At 63.2% G+C, this 20,368-nt stretch carries 12 protein-coding genes and 1 pseudogene; all 13 read left to right on the plus strand.

Annotation, left to right across the window (positions count from 1 at the left end; translation table 11 throughout):
- Window positions 1–4 precede the first annotated feature (4 nt).
- The 13 genes and pseudogenes from ABIA71_RS02085 (at window position 5) to ABIA71_RS02145 (ending at window position 20,351) form a co-directional block, all read left to right on the plus strand.
- The gene (locus ABIA71_RS02085; protein ID WP_354282683.1) at window positions 5–874 is read left to right on the plus strand and encodes a RodZ domain-containing protein; all 870 of its coding nucleotides are present in this window, start codon (window positions 5–7) and stop codon (window positions 872–874) included.
- Between the two features lie 58 nt (window positions 875–932).
- A complete protein-coding gene (locus ABIA71_RS02090; protein WP_128097241.1) occupies window positions 933–1,571 on the plus strand; it encodes a YfgM family protein in 639 nt (212 codons plus the stop codon).
- The gene (bamB, locus tag ABIA71_RS02095; RefSeq protein ID WP_354282685.1) at window positions 1,571–2,779 is read left to right on the plus strand and encodes an outer membrane protein assembly factor BamB; all 1,209 of its coding nucleotides are present in this window, start codon (window positions 1,571–1,573) and stop codon (window positions 2,777–2,779) included. Before ABIA71_RS02090 ends, bamB begins: the two co-directional genes overlap by 1 nt.
- Window positions 2,780–2,791: 12 nt before the next feature.
- Entirely contained in the window at window positions 2,792–4,183 is a 1,392-nt protein-coding gene (der, locus tag ABIA71_RS02100) for a ribosome biogenesis GTPase Der (protein WP_354282687.1), read from the plus strand.
- A 139-nt stretch (window positions 4,184–4,322) separates the two neighbouring features.
- Window positions 4,323–5,462, plus strand: coding sequence for a molybdopterin-synthase adenylyltransferase MoeB (moeB, locus tag ABIA71_RS02105; protein WP_354282689.1), 1,140 nt, complete (start codon window positions 4,323–4,325; stop codon window positions 5,460–5,462).
- 429 nt (window positions 5,463–5,891) lie between these two features.
- Complete coding sequence (locus ABIA71_RS02110) at window positions 5,892–7,718, plus strand: monovalent cation:proton antiporter-2 (CPA2) family protein (RefSeq protein WP_354282691.1); 1,827 nt, start codon at window positions 5,892–5,894, stop codon at window positions 7,716–7,718.
- A gap of 69 nt (window positions 7,719–7,787) precedes the next feature.
- A complete protein-coding gene (gene folD / locus ABIA71_RS02115; RefSeq protein WP_354282693.1) occupies window positions 7,788–8,672 on the plus strand; it encodes a bifunctional methylenetetrahydrofolate dehydrogenase/methenyltetrahydrofolate cyclohydrolase FolD in 885 nt (294 codons plus the stop codon).
- Window positions 8,673–8,989: 317 nt separating this feature from the next.
- Window positions 8,990–10,447 (plus strand): IMP dehydrogenase, encoded by a 1,458-nt coding sequence (guaB, locus tag ABIA71_RS02120; RefSeq protein WP_038692289.1) that lies wholly within the window; start codon window positions 8,990–8,992, stop codon window positions 10,445–10,447.
- A gap of 111 nt (window positions 10,448–10,558) precedes the next feature.
- Window positions 10,559–12,124, plus strand: a complete 1,566-nt coding sequence (gene guaA, locus ABIA71_RS02125; RefSeq protein ID WP_354282695.1) for a glutamine-hydrolyzing GMP synthase — start codon at window positions 10,559–10,561, stop codon at window positions 12,122–12,124.
- Between the two features lie 60 nt (window positions 12,125–12,184).
- Window positions 12,185–12,526: pseudogene (locus ABIA71_RS02130) on the plus strand (AAA family ATPase); the annotation flags it as partial.
- Window positions 12,527–13,175: 649 nt separating this feature from the next.
- Window positions 13,176–15,047, plus strand: a complete 1,872-nt coding sequence (locus ABIA71_RS02135; RefSeq protein ID WP_354282697.1) for a DNA methyltransferase — start codon at window positions 13,176–13,178, stop codon at window positions 15,045–15,047.
- Window positions 15,044–17,128: an N-6 DNA methylase gene (locus ABIA71_RS02140; RefSeq protein WP_354282699.1), complete on the plus strand. Its 2,085-nt coding sequence runs from the start codon at window positions 15,044–15,046 to the stop codon at window positions 17,126–17,128. The genes ABIA71_RS02135 and ABIA71_RS02140 overlap by 4 nt, the downstream gene beginning before the upstream one ends.
- Window positions 17,109–20,351, plus strand: a complete 3,243-nt coding sequence (locus ABIA71_RS02145) for a hypothetical protein (protein WP_354282701.1) — start codon at window positions 17,109–17,111, stop codon at window positions 20,349–20,351. Before ABIA71_RS02140 ends, ABIA71_RS02145 begins: the two co-directional genes overlap by 20 nt.
- The last annotated feature ends 17 nt before the right edge of the window (window positions 20,352–20,368 follow it).

Consider the following 20,368-nt stretch of genomic DNA (forward strand, 5'->3'; position numbering starts at 1 on the left):
CATTGTGATTGATGACCAGACTGTGAACGCTTTTGATGCCGCTGCCGGCTGTGGGGTCCGTCTCCGCCAGGCGCGCGAAGCGGCAGGGCTGACGCTTGAAGCGGTAGGGCAGCAGTTGCACATGCCGGTGCAGGTGGTGAAGTCGCTGGAAGCCGAGCAGTGGGACCGCCTGGGCGCCCCGGTGTTCGTGCGCGGCCAGTTGCGCAGCTATGCGCGCCTGCTGAAGATCGATCTGGGCGACGTGCTGGAACAGGCCCGGATCGGGCCGGTCGTGCCGCCGCAGCTGGTCAGCCACACCCATACCCCCCGGGCCCGGCGCATTGCCGAGAGTCTCGGGCGCCGCGTGCTCTACGTGGGCATCACCGCCGTGCTGGCCGTGCCGGTCTGGTTTGCCACCCGGGGCCACTTCGACGGCAGCGCCAACACCCCCAATACCGCGTCGCTGGACGTGATCCCGGCGGCCGTTCCGGTCGCTGGCGGTCCCGTTCCGGCCGAGGCGACCCCGGCGGCACCGGCACCGACCAGTGCGGCCACCGGTACCCCCTCGGCGCCTTACCTGGCGTCCCTGACCCCGGTGCCGCGTCCGGCACCCACCGCGGCAGTGCCGACCGGTGCGCTCAGCCTGCAGTTCAAAGGCGACAGCTGGGTCGATATCGCCGCCCCCGACGGCAGCACCGTGGAAAAGGCGTTGATCAAATCCGGCGAAGCGCGCAGCTTCACGCCGGGCCAGGTAGGCCGCATGGTGCTGGGCAATGCCTCGGCGGTCGAGGTTCAGCAGGCGGGCACTATCGTCGATCTTTCGCCGTACCAGCGAGCCAACGTGGCACGCTTTACGGTATCCTCTGACGGCTCCGTGGCCCCAGTTCCGCACTGAGTCGCGTTTCCCAATCCAATTCAAACAGCTCCTCCTTACGGGCGGGGCGAGAGTACGCATGGCGATCGACGACCTGCTCGACGAGCACGAACAAAGTGAACGCGTCCGCGGCTGGCTGCGGAAGAATGGTGTCAGCATCCTCGCCGGCGTGGCGATCGCAATCGGCGGTATCGCCGGTTGGCAGTGGTGGCAGAAGGACCACAGCAACCAGCTGGCCGGCGCCAACGTCCAGTACCAGGCGGTGCTCAAGCACCTGCAGGACAAGGATCTGGCCCAGGCGGCCAAGGGCGTGAAGGCGCTCGACGACGGCAAGGCCAACATTTACTCGGATCTGGCGGCGCTGCAGCTGGCCAAGGCCCAGGTTGAGGCAGGCAAGAACGAAGACGCGCTGGCAACGCTGCGTGCGATCAAGGCCGATCCGGAATTCCAGCCGGTCATCGAGCAGCGCATCGCACGCCTGTTGCTGGCCACCGGCAAGGCCGACGACGCGATCAAGGCGCTTGGCACCGCCAGCGACAGCGCCAGCCTGGAAATCCATGGCGATGCACTGATGGCGCAGGGCAAGCGTGATGCGGCCCGGCAACAGTATGAGAAGGCGCTCAAGACGCTGGACGTGGCAGCGCCGCAGCGGCGCCTGCTTGAAACCAAAGTGATGGATGCCGGTGGCACCGTCACCGATGCTGCGGAGTCGGTGTAATGAAGCATATGGTCATGATCAAGCGCGTTGCCACCCTGGTTCTGCTGGGCGTGGCGTTGTCCGGTTGCTCCACCGTTAAAGGGTGGTTCGCCGGCAAGGATGCAGCAGCCAAGAAGGCGCTGGAACCGGCTGAACTGGTGAAGTTCGAGCCGACCGCCAAGGTCGACCGGCTCTGGAGCGTGAACGTCGGCAAGGGCGAGAAGCGCATCGGCGTTCGCCAGGGCCCGGCCGTGGCCGATGGCCGCGTGTATGCGGCAGCCATTTACGGCGGCGTGCACGCCATCGACCTGCAGACCGGCAAGAAGGTCTGGACCTGGGAGCCGGCCAAGGAAAAGAAGAAGCCCAAGCTGCGCCTGTCCGGTGGCCCCGGCGTCGGTGACGGCCTGGTGGTGATCGGGACGCTGGACGGCCAGGTGATCGCGCTGGGTGCCGAAGACGGCGCCGAGAAGTGGCGTGCCAAGGTGCCCGGCGAAGTCATCGCTGCTCCGGCCGTCGGCCAGGGCATGGTCTTCGTGCGCAGCAACGACGGTCGCGTGACCGCCCTGGATGCCGACAACGGCACCCAGCGCTGGTTCAACCCGCGTGAGCTGCCGGCGCTGACCGTGCGCGGCAATGCCGCCGTGGTGACCGGCCCGGGCGTGCTGTTCGTCGGCAACGACGATGGCAGCGTGTCGGCCCTGGCGATGAACGACGGCCGCACCGTGTGGGACCAGATGGTCGCCAACGGCGAAGGCCGTACCGAACTGGAGCGCATGTCCGACGTAGATGGCGCCCCGGTGCTGGAAGGCAACACCCTGTTCGTGGGCAGCTTCAAGAACCAGACCATGGCGATCGAAGGCCCGACGGGCCGTCCGCTGTGGTCGCGTGATCATGGCGGCGCCGGTGGCGTGGCCCTGAACTCGGGCACTGTGTTTGTCACCGACAACAAGGGTGGCGTGTTCGGCCTGGACAAGAGCAGTGGCAGCGCGATGTGGTCGCAGACCGCCTTGGCGCGCCGCTCGCTGACCGGGCCGGCGGTGCAGGGCGACTACGTCGTTGTAGGCGACTACAAGGGCTACCTGCACTGGTTGCGGACGGATAATGGCGAGCTTGCCGCTCGCGCCAAGAGTGGCGGTGACGCGCTCCTGGCGCAGCCGGTCACCGCTGATGGGATTCTGCTGGTGCAGAACGTTGATGGAAAGCTGACCGCATTCCGGTTGGCACAATAAGGAGTTACCGCGATGCTGCCCTTGGTCGCCCTGGTTGGACGGCCGAATGTCGGCAAGTCCACGCTGTTCAATGCGTTTACCCGTACGCGCGACGCGCTGGTCCATGACCAGCCCGGCGTGACCCGGGACCGTAATTACGGTGTTTGTCGTCTTAACGAAGACCACCCGTTCCTGGTGGTCGATACCGGCGGTATCGCCGGTGAAGAAGAAGGTCTGGCCGGCGCTACTGCACGCCAGGCCCGCGCCGCCGCCGCCGAGGCGGATCTGATCCTGTTCGTGGTCGATGCCCGTGAGGGCCCGATGGACGACGAGATCCTGACTTGGCTGCGCAAGCTCGCGCGTCCGACCCTGCTGTTGATCAACAAGATCGACGGCATGAACGAGGACACCGTGCGTTCGGAGTTCGCCCGTTACGGCTTCGGCGAAATGCTGACCGTGTCGGCCGCGCACCGCCAGGGTCTGGACGATCTGCTGGACGAAGTCGTGGAGCGGCTGCCCGAAGAGGGCACCACCGAAACCCTCGACACCGATCCGAACCGCATCCGCATTGCCTTCGTGGGCCGGCCCAACGTGGGCAAGTCGACGCTGGTCAATCGCCTGCTGGGCGAAGAGCGCATGATCGCCTCCGAAGTGCCCGGTACCACCCGCGACTCGATCGCGGTGGACATGGAGCGCGACGGTCGCGAGTACCGCCTGATCGACACCGCCGGCCTGCGTCGCAAGGCGCGCGTTGAAGAGGTGGTCGAGAAGTTCAGCGTGATCAAGACGCTGCAGGCGATCGAGCAGTGCCAGGTGGCCGTGCTGATGCTGGACGCGTCCGAAGGCGTGACCGACCAGGACGCCAGCGTGCTGGGTGCGGTGCTCGATGCCGGCCGCGCGTTGGTGGTGGCGATCAACAAGTGGGATGGCCTGACCGACTACCAGCGCGAGCAGGCTGAAGCGCTGGTGTCGCGCAAGCTCGGCTTCGTGCCGTGGGCTGAAGTGGTGCGCATCTCGGCCAAGCACGGTTCGGGCCTGCGCGAGCTGTTCCGCTGCATCCATGCCGCGCATGCCTCGGCGACGCATGAGTTCAGCACCAGTGAAGTCAACAAGGCGCTGGAAGTGGCCTACGAGACCAACCCGCCGCCGGCGATCCGTGGTCACGTCTCCAAGCTGCGTTACGTGCATCCGGGCGGCTCCAACCCGCCGACCTTCATCGTGCACGGCACGCGCCTGAAGGACCTGCCGGAGTCGTACAAGCGCTACTTGGAGAACTTCTTCCGCAAGCGCTTCAAGCTGGTCGGTACCCCGGTGCAGTTCATCTTCCGCGAGGGTGTGAACCCATACGAAGGCAAGAAGAACGTGCTCACCGAACGTCAGGTCAAGCGCAAACGGCGCCTGATCAAGCACGTCAAGGGCAAGTGATGCAACGAAGAGCCGGCGAAAGCTGGCTCTTTTCATTTCCGTGTTGCCGGCTGCCAGGCGCACGCGACGGTAGTGCCGGCCGCTGGCCGGCAACCGCGACAAACCCACCGCGTGCGCGCCGGTGCGCGATAATCCCGGCATGAGCACGATCCCCGAACTCACCCCCGCCCAGGCCCGCGAACGCGTCGCCCGTGGCGCGTTGCTCGTCGACGTGCGCGAGGCGCATGAACGCGCGGCCGGCATGGCTGAGGGCGCGCTGGGCATCGCCAAGGGCGAACTGCTGGCATCGCCTTCAGCGCACCTGCCCACCACCGATCGCGAGGTGGTGTTGATCTGCCAGAGCGGCCGGCGATCGCTGGACGCGGCAAGCGCACTGGCCGAACTGGGCTACACGGCTCTGGCGTCGGTGGGCGGTGGCACCAACGCCTGGCGTGCCGACGGGCTGCCCCTGGTGCAGCCGCTGCAGACCGACGCCGAGCGCGACTTCAACGCCCGCTACGCGCGCCACCTGCTGCTGCCCCAGGTGGGCGTGGCGGGCCAGCAGACACTGTTGGCCTCGCGCGTGCTGGTGCTCGGTGCCGGTGGACTGGGTGCCCCCGCTGCCTTCTATCTGGCGGCGGCCGGGGTAGGGCACCTGCGTATCGCCGATGACGATGTGGTCGAGCGCAGCAACCTGCAACGCCAGATCCTGCACACCGACGCCAGCGTTGGCATGCCCAAGGTACTGTCGGCACGCGACCGCCTGCTGGCGCTCAATCCGCACCTGGATGTGGACGCCGTGCAGGTGCGTGTCAGCGCCGACAACGTCGATGCACTGCTGGACGGGGTGGACGTGGTGCTGGACGGCTCGGACAACTTCCCGCTGCGCTACCTGCTCAACGATGCCTGCATCCAGCACCGCATTCCGCTGGTGTATGGCGCGGTTGAGCGGTTCACGGGCCAGGTCAGCGTGTTCGACGCCGGCCGCCAGCGTGGCCAGGCCCCGTGCTACCGCTGCCTGTTCCCGGAGCCACCGCCGCCCGAGTTCGCCCCCAACTGTTCTGAAGCCGGCGTGCTGGGCGTGCTGCCGGGAATGGTCGGGCTGCTGCAGGCCACCGAGGTCCTCAAGCTGCTGCTCGGCATGGGTGAGCCGCTGACCGGCCGGTTGCTGAGCTTCGATGCACTGGGCATGCGTTTTCGTGAGACCCGCCTGCGCCCCGATCCGGCCTGTCCGCTCTGCGCGCCGGGCAAGGCATTTCCCGGGTACATCGACTACGCGGCGTTCTGCAGCGGCCCGTAACGCCGAACGACCGCGTAGCGCCGGGCTCTGCCCGGCCGTCGCACACATGGCCCAACCGCGTAGCGCCGGGCTCTGCCCGGCCGTCACGCACATGGCCCAACCACGTAGCGCCGGGCTCTGCCCGGCCGTCACGCACACGGCCCAACCGCGTAGCGCCGGGCTCTGCCCGGCTGCATTTCGCAGGGTGCCGGCCAGCCGGGCAGAGCCCGGCGCTACGTGCTGGGTCGGGCCAGCCGGGCAGAGCCCGGCGCTACGTGGTGGATTGGGCCAGCCAGGAAGAGCCCGGCGCTACGTGATTTCAGGACGATCCGCGTCGCCACCTGGCCCATCGTTCTGTTTTCGGCACAATCATGCGCAACATGGATGCTATTGCCGCCCGACGCTTTGCCCTATCGTTGACCCCTCTATGTAGTCCGGGGAAACAACCGCATGGCGGTCGAAGCAGGCGCCAGTGAGCTGGTGAAAGTCGTGGCGCTGCTGGGCGCGGCGGTGGTGATGGTGCCGCTGTTTCGACGGCTGGGGTTGGGCTCGGTGCTGGGCTATTTCGCCGCCGGCCTGGCCATCGGCCCGTTCGGCTTCGGCTGGTTCTCCGACCCGCAGGCGATCCTGCACACCGCCGAACTTGGCGTGGTGATGTTCCTGTTCGTGATCGGGCTGGAAATGCGGCCCTCGCACCTGTGGGGCCTGCGCAACGAAATCTTCGGGCTCGGCACGCTGCAGATCGTGGTCTGCGGCGCGGTGCTGACCGGCGTGTGCATGTTGTTCGGGTTCCCGGTCAACGTGGCCTTCATCGGTGCCTTCGGCTTCGTATTGACCTCCACCGCAGTGGTGATGCAGCTGTTGGCCGAGCGCGGCGACATTGCGTTGCCGTCCGGGCAGAAGATCGTTTCGATCCTGCTGTTTGAAGACCTGTTGATCGTGCCGCTGCTGGCGGTGGTGGCCTTCATGGCCCCGGTGCAGGCCGATGCGGGGGCCAGCTCGCGCTGGCTCAGCGTGGGCATCGGTGCCGGCGCCATCGTCGGCCTGGTGCTGGTGGGCCGGTTCCTGCTCAACCCGTTGTTCCGCATCCTGGCCGCGGCAAAGGCGCGCGAAGTGATGACCGCCGCCGCACTGCTGGTGGTGCTGGGCGCGGCGCTGCTGATGCAGCTGGGCGGGCTGTCGATGGCGATGGGCGCGTTCCTGGCCGGCGTGCTGCTCAGCGAATCCACCTTCCGCCACCAGATCGAAGCGGACATCGAGCCGTTCCGCGGCATCCTGCTGGGGCTGTTCTTCCTCAGCGTGGGCATGGCGCTGGACCTCACCGTGGTGGCCAACAACTGGCCGCTGATCGTGTCGGGCGTGTTCGCGCTGATGCTGGCCAAGGCGGTGTGCATCTACATCGTGGCGCGCATCATGGGCAGCGACCACCGCCAGGCGCTCGACCGCGGCGTGGTGATGGCCCAGGGCGGCGAATTCGCGTTCGTGCTGTTTTCCGCGGCCGCGGCAGCCGGCGTGATCGGGGTGGAGGTCAACGCCAACCTGACCGCGATCGTGGTGCTGTCGATGGCACTCACGCCGCTGTTCGTGCTGTTGCACGACAAGCTGATGCCCGACCGCGAAGTGTCGCTGGATGGCGTTGAAGAAGCCGACGGCCTGTCCGGCAGCGTGTTGATGATCGGCTTCGGCCGCTTCGGCCAGGTGGCCAGCCAGTCGCTGCTGGCGCGCGACGTGGACGTGACCATCATCGACAACGACGTGGACATGATCCACAACGCCGAGCGCTTCGGGTTCAAGATCTACTACGGCGACGGCACCCGCCTGGACGTGCTGCACGCCTCCGGTGCCGGCTCGGCGCGCGCCATCGCGGTGTGCGTCAACAATGCGCAGGACGCCGACCGCATCGTGGAGCTGGTCACCCATCAGTTCCCGCAGGCCAAGCTGCTGGTGCGCTCGTTCGACCGCGAGCATTCGCTGCGGCTGATCCATGCCGGCGTGGACTACCAGATCCGCGAGACCTTCGAGTCGGCGTTGCAGTTCGGCCAGGTCGCCTTGATGGAACTGGGCGCCGACCAGGATGATGCGCGCGAGATCGCCGAGCAGATCCGCGAGCGCGACGCCGAGCGCTTCGAGCTGGAAATGGCCGGCGGCAGCCTGCGCGCCGGGGCGCACATGGTGTTCGGTACGGCGCTGCCAGGCGTGCCCACGCCCACGCCGTTCACCGCGCCCAAGCGCAAGGCGCGCACGCTCAACGCCGACGAAGTGCCGGAAGAGGAATGACGCGCCGGTGGGCGGGGCGGGCCTAATCGGGGACAATGGCGTCCCCGCCGCCCCCGCCTGCCGCCCTCGATGAGCTCACCGACCCCCGCACCCGCCGTTCCCGCCCGTATTCTGGATGGGCGCCGCATCGCCGAAGACCTGCTGGACAGCCTGAAGGTCCGGGTCGATGCCCGCCTGGCCGCCGGTGGCAGCCGCCCGGGCCTGGCCGTGGTGCTGGTGGGAGGTGATCCGGCCTCGACCGTGTACGTGCGCAACAAGCGCCGTGCCGCCGAGAAGGTGGGCATCGAGGCCTTCGATTACGATCTGCCAGCGGGCACCAACGAGGCCCAGCTGCTGGAGCTGATCGACCAGCTCAACGCCGACCCCAAGATCCACGGCATTCTGGTGCAGCTGCCGCTGCCGGGCATTCCCGATGCCAGCCGGCTGATCCACCGCATCGACCCGCGCAAGGACGTGGACGGTTTCCACCCCGAGAACGTGGGCCACCTGGCCCTGCGCGAGTTCGGCCTGCGCCCGTGCACCCCGCGCGGCATCGTCACCCTGCTGGGCCATACCGACCAGCCGGTGCGCGGCCGCAACGCCACCATCGTGGGGGTGAGCAACCACGTGGGGCGTCCGATGGGCCTGGAGCTGCTGATCGCCGGCTGCACCGTGACCAGCTGCCACAAGTTCACCCCGCGCGATGTGCTGGAGCGCAGCGTGCGCGACGCGGACATCCTGGTGGTGGCGGTGGGTCGCCCGGGCATCGTGCCGGGTGAATGGGTGAAGCCGGGCGCGGTGGTGATCGACGTGGGCATCAACCGCCTGGATGACGGCCGCCTGGTCGGCGACGTCGGCTTCGAGGCTGCCGCCCAGCGCGCCAGCTGGATCACCCCGGTGCCGGGCGGGGTAGGGCCGATGACCGTGGCCACGCTGATGCAGAACACCTTGGAAGCGGCTGAAGCGGCGATCTGACCGCCTTGTGCCGACCCTCGGTCGGCACATTGCCCGGACGCCAAAGCGGCGCGCGCCCCGTGCCGACCAACGGTCCGCACCCACCGCGCCCGCCATCTCCGGTAGAGCCGACCGTTGGTCGGCTGCCATCGTCGCGGTGGCGTGGTGGCCCATCGTTCAATGTCCAGCCGACCAACGGTCGGCTCTACCGGATCCAGCAGCCGACCAACGGTCGGCTCTACCCGCTCGTTGGCGCGACACAGCGTCGCACCGGCCCCCTGCCCAAGCGGGCCGAATCAGGGTAAAATGTCGCGCTTCCCCACATCTCGGGTATGCCGATGCTGCGCATCCAGGCTGAAGCTCTCACCTACGACGACGTCTCGCTCGTCCCCGCACACTCCACGATCCTGCCCAAGGATGTCAGCCTGGAAACCCGGCTGACCCGCGACCTGCGGCTGAAGCTTCCGATCCTCTCCGCGGCCATGGATACGGTCACCGAAGCACGCCTGGCCATCGCCATGGCCCAGCTCGGTGGCATGGGCATCATCCACAAGAACCTGACCGTGGAGCAGCAGGCCGCCGAAGTGGCCCAGGTCAAGAAGTTCGAGGCCGGCGTCATCCGCGACCCGATCACGGTCGGCCCGGAAACCACCATCCGCGACGTGCTGGCCCTGACCCAGGCGCGCAACATCTCCGGCGTGCCGGTGGTGGACGGCGGCGGCCAGCTGGTCGGCATCGTCACCCACCGTGACATGCGCTTCGAGACCGAGCTGGACGATCCGGTCCGCCACATCATGACCAAGAAGGATCGCCTGATCACGGTCAAGGAAGGCGCCGCGTCGGAAGAAGTGCTGCAGCTGCTGCACCGCAACCGCATCGAAAAGATCCTGGTGGTCAACGATGATTTCGCCCTGCGTGGCCTGATCACCGTCAAGGACATCCAGAAGAACACCGACTATCCCAACGCCGCCAAGGACACCGCCACGCGTCTGCTGGTGGGTGCTGCGGTAGGCGTCGGCGGCGACACCGACCGCCGCGTCGAAGCGCTGGTCGCCGCCGGCGTGGACGTGCTGGTGGTGGACACCGCGCACGGCCATTCGCAGGGCGTGCTGGACCGCGTGCGCTGGGTCAAGAAGAACTTCCCGAACGTGCAGGTCGTGGGTGGCAACATCTGCACCGGCGAAGCCGCGCTGGCGCTGCTGGACTGCGGCGCGGACGCGGTCAAGGTCGGCATCGGTCCGGGCTCGATCTGCACCACCCGCGTGGTCGCCGGTGTCGGCGTGCCGCAGATCACCGCGATCGACCTGGTGGCCGAAGCGCTGCAGGACCGCATCCCGCTGATCGCCGACGGTGGCATCCGCTACTCCGGCGACATCGGCAAGGCGCTGGCCGCCGGTGCCTCCACCATCATGATCGGTGGCCTGCTGGCCGGTACCGAAGAATCGCCCGGCGAAACCGAGCTGTTCCAGGGCCGTTCCTACAAGAGCTACCGCGGCATGGGTTCCCTGGCCGCGATGGAGAAGGGGTCCAAGGACCGCTACTTCCAGGACGCCTCCAGCGCCGACAAGCTGGTGCCCGAAGGCATCGAAGGCCGCGTGCCGTATCGCGGCCCGGTGGGCGGCATCATCCACCAGCTGATGGGCGGCCTGCGCGCCACCATGGGTTACGTGGGCTGCGGCACCGTCGAAGACATGCGCAGCAAGCCGAAGTTCGTCAAGATCAGCGGCGCCGGCCAGCGTGAGAGCCACGTCCACGACGTGCAGATCACCAAAGAGCCGCCGAACTACCGCGCCTGATGCGGCATGAGCAAAGAGGAACGAGGAAGCTGATTCCCGTTCCTCTTTCTCTATCGGCCGCCGGTTTTCGTATTCGTTTCCTGTTTTCTTTCCTGCATCGCCCAGGGCACCATGACCAACATCCATAACGACAAGATCCTCATCCTCGATTTCGGTGCCCAGTACACCCAGCTGATCGCGCGCCGCATCCGCGAGCTCGGCGTGTACTGCGAAATCTGGGCGTGGGACCACAACCCGGCCGAGATTGCCGCCTTCGGCGCCAAGGGCATCATCCTGTCCGGTGGCCCGGAATCGACCACGCTGCCGGGCGCGCCTGCCGCGCCGCAGGAAGTGTTCGACAGCGGCCTGCCGATCTTCGGCATCTGCTACGGCATGCAGACCCTGGCCGCGCAGCTCGGTGGCGCCACCGAAGCGGCCGACCAGCGTGAATTCGGCCATGCCGAAGTCAACGTCGTGCACCCCGATGCGCTGTTCAAGGGCCTGAGCGATCACGGCGGCGAGCCGAAGTTGAATGTCTGGATGAGCCACGGCGACCACGTCTCCGTCGCCCCGCCGGGCTTCACCGTGACGGCCGTGACCGATCGCATCCCGGTGGCCGCGATGGCCAACGAAGAGAAGCGCTGGTACGGCGTGCAGTTCCACCCGGAAGTGACCCACACCCTGCAGGGCCAGGCGCTGCTGCGCCGCTTCGTGGTGGACGTGTGTGGTTGCGAAACCCTGTGGACCGCCGCCAACATCATCGACGACCAGATCGCCCGCGTGCGCGGGCTGGTGGGCGATGACGAAGTGATCCTGGGCCTGTCCGGCGGCGTCGATTCGTCGGTCGTGGCCGCGCTGCTGCACAAGGCGATCGGCGACAAGCTGACCTGCGTGTTCGTCGACACCGGCCTGCTGCGCTGGCAGGAAGGCGACCAGGTGATGGCGATGTTCGCCGAGCACATGGGCGTCAAGGTGATCCGCGTGAATGCCGCCGACCGCTACTTCGCCAAGCTGGAAGGCGTGAGCGACCCGGAAGCCAAGCGCAAGATCATCGGTAACCTGTTCGTGGACATCTTCGATGAAGAGTCCAACAAGCTGAAGAACGCCAAGTGGCTGGCGCAGGGCACCATCTACCCGGACGTGATCGAGTCGGCCGGCAGCAAGACCGGCAAGGCGCATGTGATCAAGAGCCACCACAACGTGGGCGGCCTGCCGGAGCACATGAAGCTGGGCCTGGTGGAGCCGCTGCGCGAGCTGTTCAAGGACGAAGTGCGCCGCTTGGGCGTTGAGCTGGGCCTGCCGCGCAGCATGGTCTACCGCCATCCGTTCCCGGGCCCGGGCCTGGGCGTGCGTATCCTGGGTGAAGTGAAGCGCGAGTACGCCGAGCTGCTGGCCAAGGCCGATGCCATCTTCATTGATGAGCTGCGCAAGGCGGATCTGTATGACAAGACCAGCCAGGCGTTTGCCGTGTTCCTGCCTGTGAAGTCGGTGGGCGTGGTGGGTGATGCGCGGGCGTATGAGTGGGTGATTGCGCTAAGGGCCGTGGAGACGATCGACTTCATGACGGCGCATTGGGCACATCTGCCGTATGAGTTCCTGGGGACGGTGAGCAACCGGATCATCAATGAGCTGCGGGGGGTGTCGCGGGTTGTCTATGACATCTCGGGGAAGCCGCCGGCGACGATCGAGTGGGAGTGATTCCACGCCTGGCAATGTGCAGCACGATATAGCAAAAAATGCCCTGAAGCCCGCGAAACTGCGGGCTTTTGGCTTTTTCATCTGGCAAGGTCGGGTGGCGTTCTGCATCGCACCACCTGGCTGCCCAGTCAATCCCTGCTTGTGGGTGCCAACGACTCTCTGAAGAATTACAGTTCGGAGTGCCACTACATCTTCAAGAGGCTCTATGGATGTAAAGAACATACGAGCCTTAGAGATGAAGCCCTTTTCACCGCGAACCTATCTCGCAAGCTGATTGAAACTTTTCTCACATTCAAGTATCAAAAGCGGAGAGGCGATATTCGTCAGCTAATGGAGGCTGGATTTAAGGGTTGCGTCATTACATCGCCAGAGCTTAATGAGGAAATTTATAGATGTTATTGAAATAACCGATGAGTCGATCGAAAGCTTGGCGGGTCAAACTAATAATGTCATCGAAAGAACCTTCCAGTGGATGGATTGGGTTGATAGGAAACAGTATGACGAAATGACGCGGGTCGCAACTGCATCAAGTTGATTCTAGGCCAGCTGAGGGCGATTCACGATGCAAATCGCCCCGTCTTCCTGGAGGCCCTTTGATTGAGCCAGGTCGCCTTGGCCTGATCCGCCTGTTGCCGATAGTGAATAGCGTCGGCCTACGCTGGCAGAACATGCCTGGTCGGCTCCAGCAGTCGCTTAGGGTTGAACTGGCGCAGGCAGTCCAGCATAACCAGCTTTGCAGTCGAGCATTTGGTGTGCAGAACTCTGCGCCCTGCGTCATAGTTCTGATACCATAACGCAAATGCACAGACATCTGCGGGGCGCCATGAGATTTGACGACGTTAAGAGCGATACGCTTAATTTGAGGGTGTCGCCCAGCTTCAAACGTGCTTTGAAAGCTGCAGCCGACCATGAGCAACGAAGTATGGTGAACATGTTGGAAGTTCTGCTCGCGGCTTTCTGCGAATCCAGGAATATCTCCGTTCCTGCCGAGCGTGCGACTCAAACGAGAGCCGACAAAAAACTGCACGTCAAAGCCGTGGCCTGAACTGCCATGAGCCTCGAGCGAAAAACGACCTGCGTCCATTCGGACCCGCAAGAGGTCGACAACCAAGAAAATCAGTCACCTGTGGCGAAGATCGCTGAGCTTTACAGTACTCCGTTGCCATCCACGCGCACGGGCCCGCTTTACAACGCCTTTTCCTATCCAACGAAAATCTCGCCCGAGGTGATCGCCGTCTTTATTGCGGCACATACAAAGCCGGGCGAGACTGTTCTCGACGCATTCGCAGGAAGTGGAACCACAGGGCTCGCGACACTACTATGCGATCGTCCCACCGATGAGATGCGGCGCATGGCCAACGCGCTTGGAATCGAGCCAAAGTGGGGGCCGCGCAACGCCCATCTTTTCGAGATCGGTACTTTGGGCTCGTTCGTCTCAGAAACTCTCTGCCATCCCCCAGAGCCAGAGACATTCGAAGCGGCGGTCAATGAGCTGTACCGGCGCGCCGAAGAAACGCTCTCCTGGCTATATGAAGCGAAGGATGCGAGTGGCTCTCCCGGAATGCTGCGCCACATGATCTGGTCCGAAGTGCTCGTTTGCCCGAATTGCGGCAACGAAGTCTCGTTGTGGGATGCGAGCGTTAAAACAAAGCCACTGAGCATGTCGAATACGTTTCGCTGCGAGAGCTGCCGAAAGCAGGTCGCGGTCGGAGATTGCGAGCGAGCGCTTGAATCATCCCTAGACGCGTTTGGGCGTAAGCAACTTACAAAGAAGCGCGTGATCGCGCGGGTGCATGGCCGAACTGGATCGACCAAATGGCAACGACCACCCACGCCCGAAGACCATGAAGTCCTGGCGCGAATCGCCAAAGCGAGTCCGCCGAAGTCCGCTCCCAACGCCGATCTCATTTGGGGCGAGCTGCGCCGCACGGGCTATCACGTAGGCATAGAGAAGCTTCATCACTTCTACACGAAGCGAAACTTCATCGCGATGGCGGGTCTTTTGGATCTCGTCGCCGATTTTCCGGAAGACGTGCGTGACGCATTGCGACTCCTGGTCCTGAGCTACAACTCGAGCCACTCAACGCTCATGACCCGCGTGGTCCTTAAAAAGGGGCAGAACGACTTCGTGCTCACGGGATCGCAGAGCGGCGTGCTCTACATAAGCGGACTGCCGGTGGAGAAGAATATTCTCGAAGGCGTGCGGCGCAAGTCCAAAGCGTTCATCGATTCCTTCCACATGCTCCATGGCAGCAGAAGCACGGTTGTCGTCCACAACGGTACCAGTGAAAGCATGTCGCTAGAACCTCATTCAGTGGACTATGTTTTTACGGACCCACCTTTTGGTGCCTACATCCCCTATGCGGAACTCAATCAGATCAATGAACATTGGCTTGGCAAGACTACTGACCGCGCACGCGAAGTGATCGTAAGTGCCTCGCAGTCCAAAGGCGTTTCGGAGTATGGAGCCATGATGGCGAGCGTCTTCAAGGAAATCTCGCGCGCTCTTAAACCAGAGGGCTTGGCGACGGTAGTATTTCACTCCGCTCATTCGGAGGTATGGCGGGCGCTCGCGCAGGCCTACGTGGCTGCTGGCTTCACCGTCGAAGCCACGAGCGTCTTGGACAAGATTCAAGCGAGCTTCAAACAGGTCGTCTCCACCGTTTCGGTCAAAGGCGATCCATTGCTGTTGCTGTCGAAGCGCTCTCTTGATCGGGCAGGTGGCAAGACGAGTTCCAAGATCGCAGCGGAAGTGATTCGAGATGCAGGCAAAAGCTCGATGCTTGATCTGCAATTGCTCTATTCGCAATTCGTCGGAAAGTGCTTGCAGCTTGGCCGTGAAGTCGAGATGGACGCCAAGGCCTTCTATGCCCTTGCGCGCGCAGAGGTCAGTTCGGCCCGCAGGAGCTCCGCAGACCGATGAAGCAAGCTCATCAGCCACTGCCTGCTGGCCAAGCGCCAGATATGGGGCGCCGCAAACGCTTGGGCCAATACTTCACCGGCGTGGGCCTCGGCCGAATCCTTGCCGCGCTGGCCCAAGCGGAGAAGGCGGAGAGCATTATCGATCCAATGGCTGGGTCAGGCGATCTGTTGGCTTCATGCTTGGAAATCGGTGCAGCTCCGGCATCAATCGTGGGCATCGAAATAGACCGCACTGCCAGAGACATGTGCTCAAACCGATTGCCGCAGGCCGACTGCATTCTTGGCAGCGCTTTCGACTCAGACACCATCTCGCGCCTGCCAAAGACGGAGTGGGACTTGGTGATTGCTAATCCACCCTACGTCCGATATCAGTCGTTCTCAGACAAGTCGGAGATTGACCACGTTCTTCAGAGCGCGATGCAAATTCGGACCGCGCTACTGCAGATCCTGCCAAAGCTCTCTGCTCTTGATGAAGAGGACAAACGCCTCTTCGGACACCTCATTGGAGGCTACTCGGGCCTGTCCGACTTGGCCGTGCCCTCTTGGATTCTTTGTGCCGGCTTTGTAAAGCTTGGCGGCCGCTTGGCGTTGGTAGTGCCTGAGTCTTGGCTGACGCGGGACTACGCGACCATCGTGCAATACTTGCTGTTCCGCTGGTTCGACATTGAGTTCGTCGTGGAAGACGAGCACGCCTCTTGGTTCGACGACGCTCAGGTCAAGACGACGCTCATCGTGGCCAAGCGGGTGAAGCGGCGCGCATCGGCCCTAGTGCGAGGAGATGGATTGACCTACTGCCATATCTTGATCTCCGCCGCTGCGGCCAGCCCGGAAAGTCCCATCGGGAGGATTGCACTCGCAGGAGGATCGAGCCCAGAAAAAGAGTTCGCTAAGCAAGCGCGTTCGTGGCTTCGAAATGGCGCTAGCCATCCCACGGGCCTCGCCCGCGCGCGCCCCGCGTCGATGAAGCTAGCGCGCAGAAACATGCTTGCCGCCGCCTCCAGGCAAAAATGGTTTGCAGCTATCGGCGAGACAGGTAGCCAAGCGTGGGAAGACACCTATGTCTCTCGCGAGATTGATGATTGGCTTACCCGCCAAGGCATCGCCCCTTCTTTCGCCACGTTCAAGTCGCACGGCGTGGCTGTTGGTCAGGGCCTGCGCACCGGAGCCAATGGCTTCTTCTATGCCGACGGCGTGCGATCGTCAGGGCAAATAGAGCTGTCGTTTTCTGGCCCGCTTGCGGGATTGGTCGCGCGGGCACCAGATAGCGTCGCTCGGCCCGTCATTCGCCGGCAATCTGAGCTTCCGGCGGGCTTTGCCATCACCCCTGAACTCGCCACTGGCTGGGCGCTGGACCTCAGAAGGCACGCGCTCCCGGAGGACTTGGGCGAAGCCGACATGTTCCTATCGGTCTATGAACGCATGCCTGAGTCAATTGCGGCGGTAGTTCAGGCGGCAGGCCAGACCAACTTCGGCACTGACGCAAAGCCGCAAAAGGTTTGGAACCTAACCGCCGTCTCTTCGAACATCAGGCCTGCTGCTCGGGGCATGCCTCCGCGCCATTGGTATATGTTGCCGGACTTTGCGACGAGGCATTTGCCGGACGTTCTGTTGGCGCGAGTAAATTCATCCACACCGAGGGCCTATTTGAACAAGGCCCGGCAATGTCTCATCGACGCGAATTTTTCGACGATGTGGACGTTGCCGCTCAGCAAGTGGAACGCAGCAGCTTTGCTCGCTTTCATGAACAGCGCGTGGGCGCAGGCGGTCATCGAAACGTCGGGAGCAGTCATGGGCGGCGGAGCCCTGAAAGTGGAAGCCGCGCACCTGCGGCGCTTCCCAGTTCCGGAGTTCAATGAAGAGCAGCTTTGCAAGCTCTCACGGCTTGGCGACGAGCTCGCTGCCAAGGCGGAACACGCAGAAGCGGAAGCGACGCTGGACAGAATCAACGCCATCATGGCCGAAGTTCTCGGGTGCGATGGCGAAGGAATCAGGGAATTGCGAAGAATCGTGCGCGGGGGTCAGGAAAGACGCGCGAAACACAACACAAAGAAAGGGGGGCGCAATGGTTGTGAAGTACATTGAAGCGCAGGGCAAGGCTTTCCTGAAAGAAGTCAGCGACCTCATCCGTGAAGGCAAGGCGGAGGATGTGCTGCGGCACGCGCTCTCTGCCAAGCTTCCGTTGATGTTCCCCGAACAGCCTTGGTGGACCAAGGCTCACGTCACCGGAACAGAGTCATTGGCAAAGTTCCACGAGCTCGGGGACAAGAAGCATGGCTTCGTCGATGTGCTAGTGGGCGCCACAGTGATCGAATACGAGAGGGACTTGCGGGCGCTGGGCACCTTCGCGCACGGCCTCCACCAGGTGAAGCAGTACTGTGCCGGCCAGCTGAACGCGGGGACGCCTCGTGACCTGCTCGTTGGCGTGCTCTCCGACACCGTCCGTTGGCATGCTTTCGGTGTTTCGGAGGTTAAGGATGTTTCGGCCGTCGCTGGCACCGCCAGCTACGGCCCAGAGCACATCGAGCTCACCGAGATCGAATCATGCGACCTGTCAGCGGCAGGCGATGTCGAAGCGAAGAAACTCGGGGCTTTTTTGGTTCGTCATCTTGGGCGCGAAGGTGGCCGCTTGCTGGCTGCGCTCACGCTGGCGAAAGACTTGGGGTTCAATAGCCCATTCTGTCAGGCCCATGTCCAGCCGATTGACGCACTTGTGGATCACGCATTCGCCCATGACCCTACGTATGCCAGCTTGATCTCAAAGCTTTGGACAGACTTCGTTTCGTACCTGGGTGGGGACGTCGCTGCCGGCAAGTTCGACAAAGGGTCGTATGTCGCGGAACTCTACATCCTCACCCTCGCCAAGCTCATTTGCGCCAACATCCTGAACGGGAGAGCTTTGATCAGCGACGAAGCAGAGTTGCAAGCGATCTTGGACGGCTCGTTCTTCAAAGCTCGTGGGCTGCCAAACCTCGTTGAATACGACTATTTCGGCTGGCTCAATACTAGTCCCTACGTGAGCGACTTGGTTGCCGTTGCGCGCGATGTTCAATACGACCTTCGCGCCTACGATTTCGAATCGTCCCCCACCGAGGATCTTTTCGGCACTCTTATGGCGCAGTTGGCGGCCCGCTCGCAACGACTTCTGCTTGGGCAGGAATGGACTCCTTCATGGCTCGCCGGCAAGCTTGTCGAGAATGTTATGTTGGCGCTTCCGGAGGGACAACAGCCGCGTTTCGTCGATATGTGCTGCGGATCGGGAGCGATGGTCGTGGAGACGGTGAAGCGCGCTCAACAGCGCCTTCGCGCTGCTGGCCGAATTCCAGGCGACCCCGCTGCGCTTAGCGAGCTCGCGACTGCGATCACCGCATTCGATATCGACCCATTGGCTGTGATGCTTGCCAAGGTAGGCTGGGTGCTGGCCAGCAAGGACTGGCTCGCTGCCGGGCATGAGGCGCAGATTCCCGTCTATCACGCGGACTCGCTGTTTGCGAACACTCCGGTGACAAAGGTGTTTGGCGCGACTGGAGAAGAGCATCGCAAGCTAAAACTCGACACGGAAGAAGTCCAACTCCCTCAGTTTTTGATTACGGCATCGAACCAGACTTTGTTCGACGCCCTCCTCTCGCGTGGCTATGACATGGCGATGAGCAGCGCGGCGGCAGCGAGCACGACGCTCACGGACAAAGATATTGAGACGATGGTGAATGCGGTTTTGAGCGACACCGGGGTCGTGCTAGCCATCGACGAAAGGGCCGCATCAATCGAGTTCTGCAAGAATTTGCTGAAAGCGCTGGAGAATCTGCAGCGCGCTGGACGCAATGGCATCTGGGCATTCGTCCTGCGAAATAGCTTCCGGCCAGCTCTCGTCGCGGGACGCTTCAACGGAGTGGTGACGAATCCGCCATGGTTGGCTCTCAGCAAGATCGCGAGCAACCCCTATCAGGACGCATTGAAAGCCAAGTCGGAGCTCCATGGCATCAAAGCGCCAGGCGCTTCGCATTTGCATGTGGAAATCGCAACCATCTTCCTCTTGCACGCCATTGAGCGCTATTTGATTCCGGGCGCGGTGATCGGATGCATCCTGCCGGACACGGTGCTGAATGGGCGGCACCACGAGCCATTCCGCTCGGCAGGCTACCTCACCGCGAGCAAGCCTGTGCAGTTCGCGCCTGTCGAGATATGGAAGATTGCTAACCAGACGTTCAAGAACGAAGCGATTGTTCTTTTTGGTTCCAAGTCGCATCCAGGTGGCGCCACGACTTTCGTGGGACGGGACGTGAGCAGAACATCAGAAAATGCCACGACTTACCACATCGTAAAGTCCAACGGCCGCACCGCATGGACGACCGCGCCAACTACGGCGCCGGCCGTGAAAGTTGCGACCAAGGAATCCATCGGGCCGCTGTTTCGACAGGGCGCCGACGTGATGCCGCGCGGCATTGTTTTTCATGCAGCGACAAAGAATGGCGTGGGCTGGAATTTGGGGCCAATCAACGCCGCCTCGCCTTTCTATTTCCTCAGATCGGATGGCCATCGGCTTAAAGATTTCGCGCTGACTGCAAATGGTGTTAGTGAACAGGTGATGTTCGACGTGCTTATCTCAAAGCACTTAGCTCCGTATGAACTTGCCGCCGGCGCCAAAGGGCTGTTGCCGTTTCAGTACGGGACGGACGGATGGGAGCCTCGCACGGGGCCGGGGATAGCTGCGCTTGGCGGAGCGACAGGTGGCGCGATTAAAGCGGCCTTGACGGCCATCAATGAAAGCGTCGAGGAGTTCTTCGATACGGTGGACACTGATCGAAAGAAACTGTCTAATCAAGGATGGACCGGCCAGGACTGGCTGGTGTTCGCCTCTGCAGGTGGCAAGCTGCCGTGCGCCGCGTATGTTCGCGGCGACCAGATCGTTTGCGGCAGAACGGTCATCGACCAGACGCTTTATTGGGGGCGCGTCGCGACTGAGGATGAGGCTATATACATCACTGCGTTGATAAACAGCCAAGCCGTCATCGAGGTGATTAAGGCTCACCAGCCGCGCGGAGCCTTTGGCGAACGCCATATCCACAAGCTAGCATTCGATCGAACCCCGACGTTTGACGCGGTAAACCCGGACCACCGTTCGATCGTTGATGCAGCAAAGGCGTTGCTGTCCGAATGGGCTACCCGGCGCACGCAACCTGACATCCAACCAATGCTCTCGCCTCAGAAGCATATGATCACGCGGCGGAAAAAGATCCGAGCGGCGCTTGAGCAACTGCCTAGCTGGGACGTCTACCAAGCAGCATGTGCCCACCTATACGGTGTTTGAGTCCAATTAGAGTTGAT

Origin of the sequence: Stenotrophomonas sp. 2619 (genome assembly GCF_040548725.1) — a bacterium.
In the GTDB taxonomy this organism is placed as follows: domain Bacteria; phylum Pseudomonadota; class Gammaproteobacteria; order Xanthomonadales; family Xanthomonadaceae; genus Stenotrophomonas; species Stenotrophomonas maltophilia_AP.

What these genes read in the sequence shown, in the direction of transcription:
- bamB (WP_354282685.1), top strand. Translation starts at nt 1,571, where the DNA reads ATGAAGCATATGGTCATGATCAAGCGCGTTGCCACCCTGGTTCTGCTG.
- moeB (WP_354282689.1), top strand. Translation starts at nt 4,323, where the DNA reads ATGAGCACGATCCCCGAACTCACCCCCGCCCAGGCCCGCGAACGCGTC.
- der (WP_354282687.1), top strand. Translation starts at nt 2,792, where the DNA reads ATGCTGCCCTTGGTCGCCCTGGTTGGACGGCCGAATGTCGGCAAGTCC.
- guaB (WP_038692289.1), top strand. Translation starts at nt 8,990, where the DNA reads ATGCTGCGCATCCAGGCTGAAGCTCTCACCTACGACGACGTCTCGCTC.
- folD (WP_354282693.1), top strand. Translation starts at nt 7,788, where the DNA reads ATGAGCTCACCGACCCCCGCACCCGCCGTTCCCGCCCGTATTCTGGAT.
- ABIA71_RS02110 (WP_354282691.1), top strand. Translation starts at nt 5,892, where the DNA reads ATGGCGGTCGAAGCAGGCGCCAGTGAGCTGGTGAAAGTCGTGGCGCTG.
- guaA (WP_354282695.1), top strand. Translation starts at nt 10,559, where the DNA reads ATGACCAACATCCATAACGACAAGATCCTCATCCTCGATTTCGGTGCC.
- ABIA71_RS02135 (WP_354282697.1), top strand. Translation starts at nt 13,176, where the DNA reads ATGAGCCTCGAGCGAAAAACGACCTGCGTCCATTCGGACCCGCAAGAG.
- ABIA71_RS02090 (WP_128097241.1), top strand. Translation starts at nt 933, where the DNA reads ATGGCGATCGACGACCTGCTCGACGAGCACGAACAAAGTGAACGCGTC.
- ABIA71_RS02145 (WP_354282701.1), top strand. Translation starts at nt 17,109, where the DNA reads ATGGTTGTGAAGTACATTGAAGCGCAGGGCAAGGCTTTCCTGAAAGAA.
- ABIA71_RS02140 (WP_354282699.1), top strand. Translation starts at nt 15,044, where the DNA reads ATGAAGCAAGCTCATCAGCCACTGCCTGCTGGCCAAGCGCCAGATATG.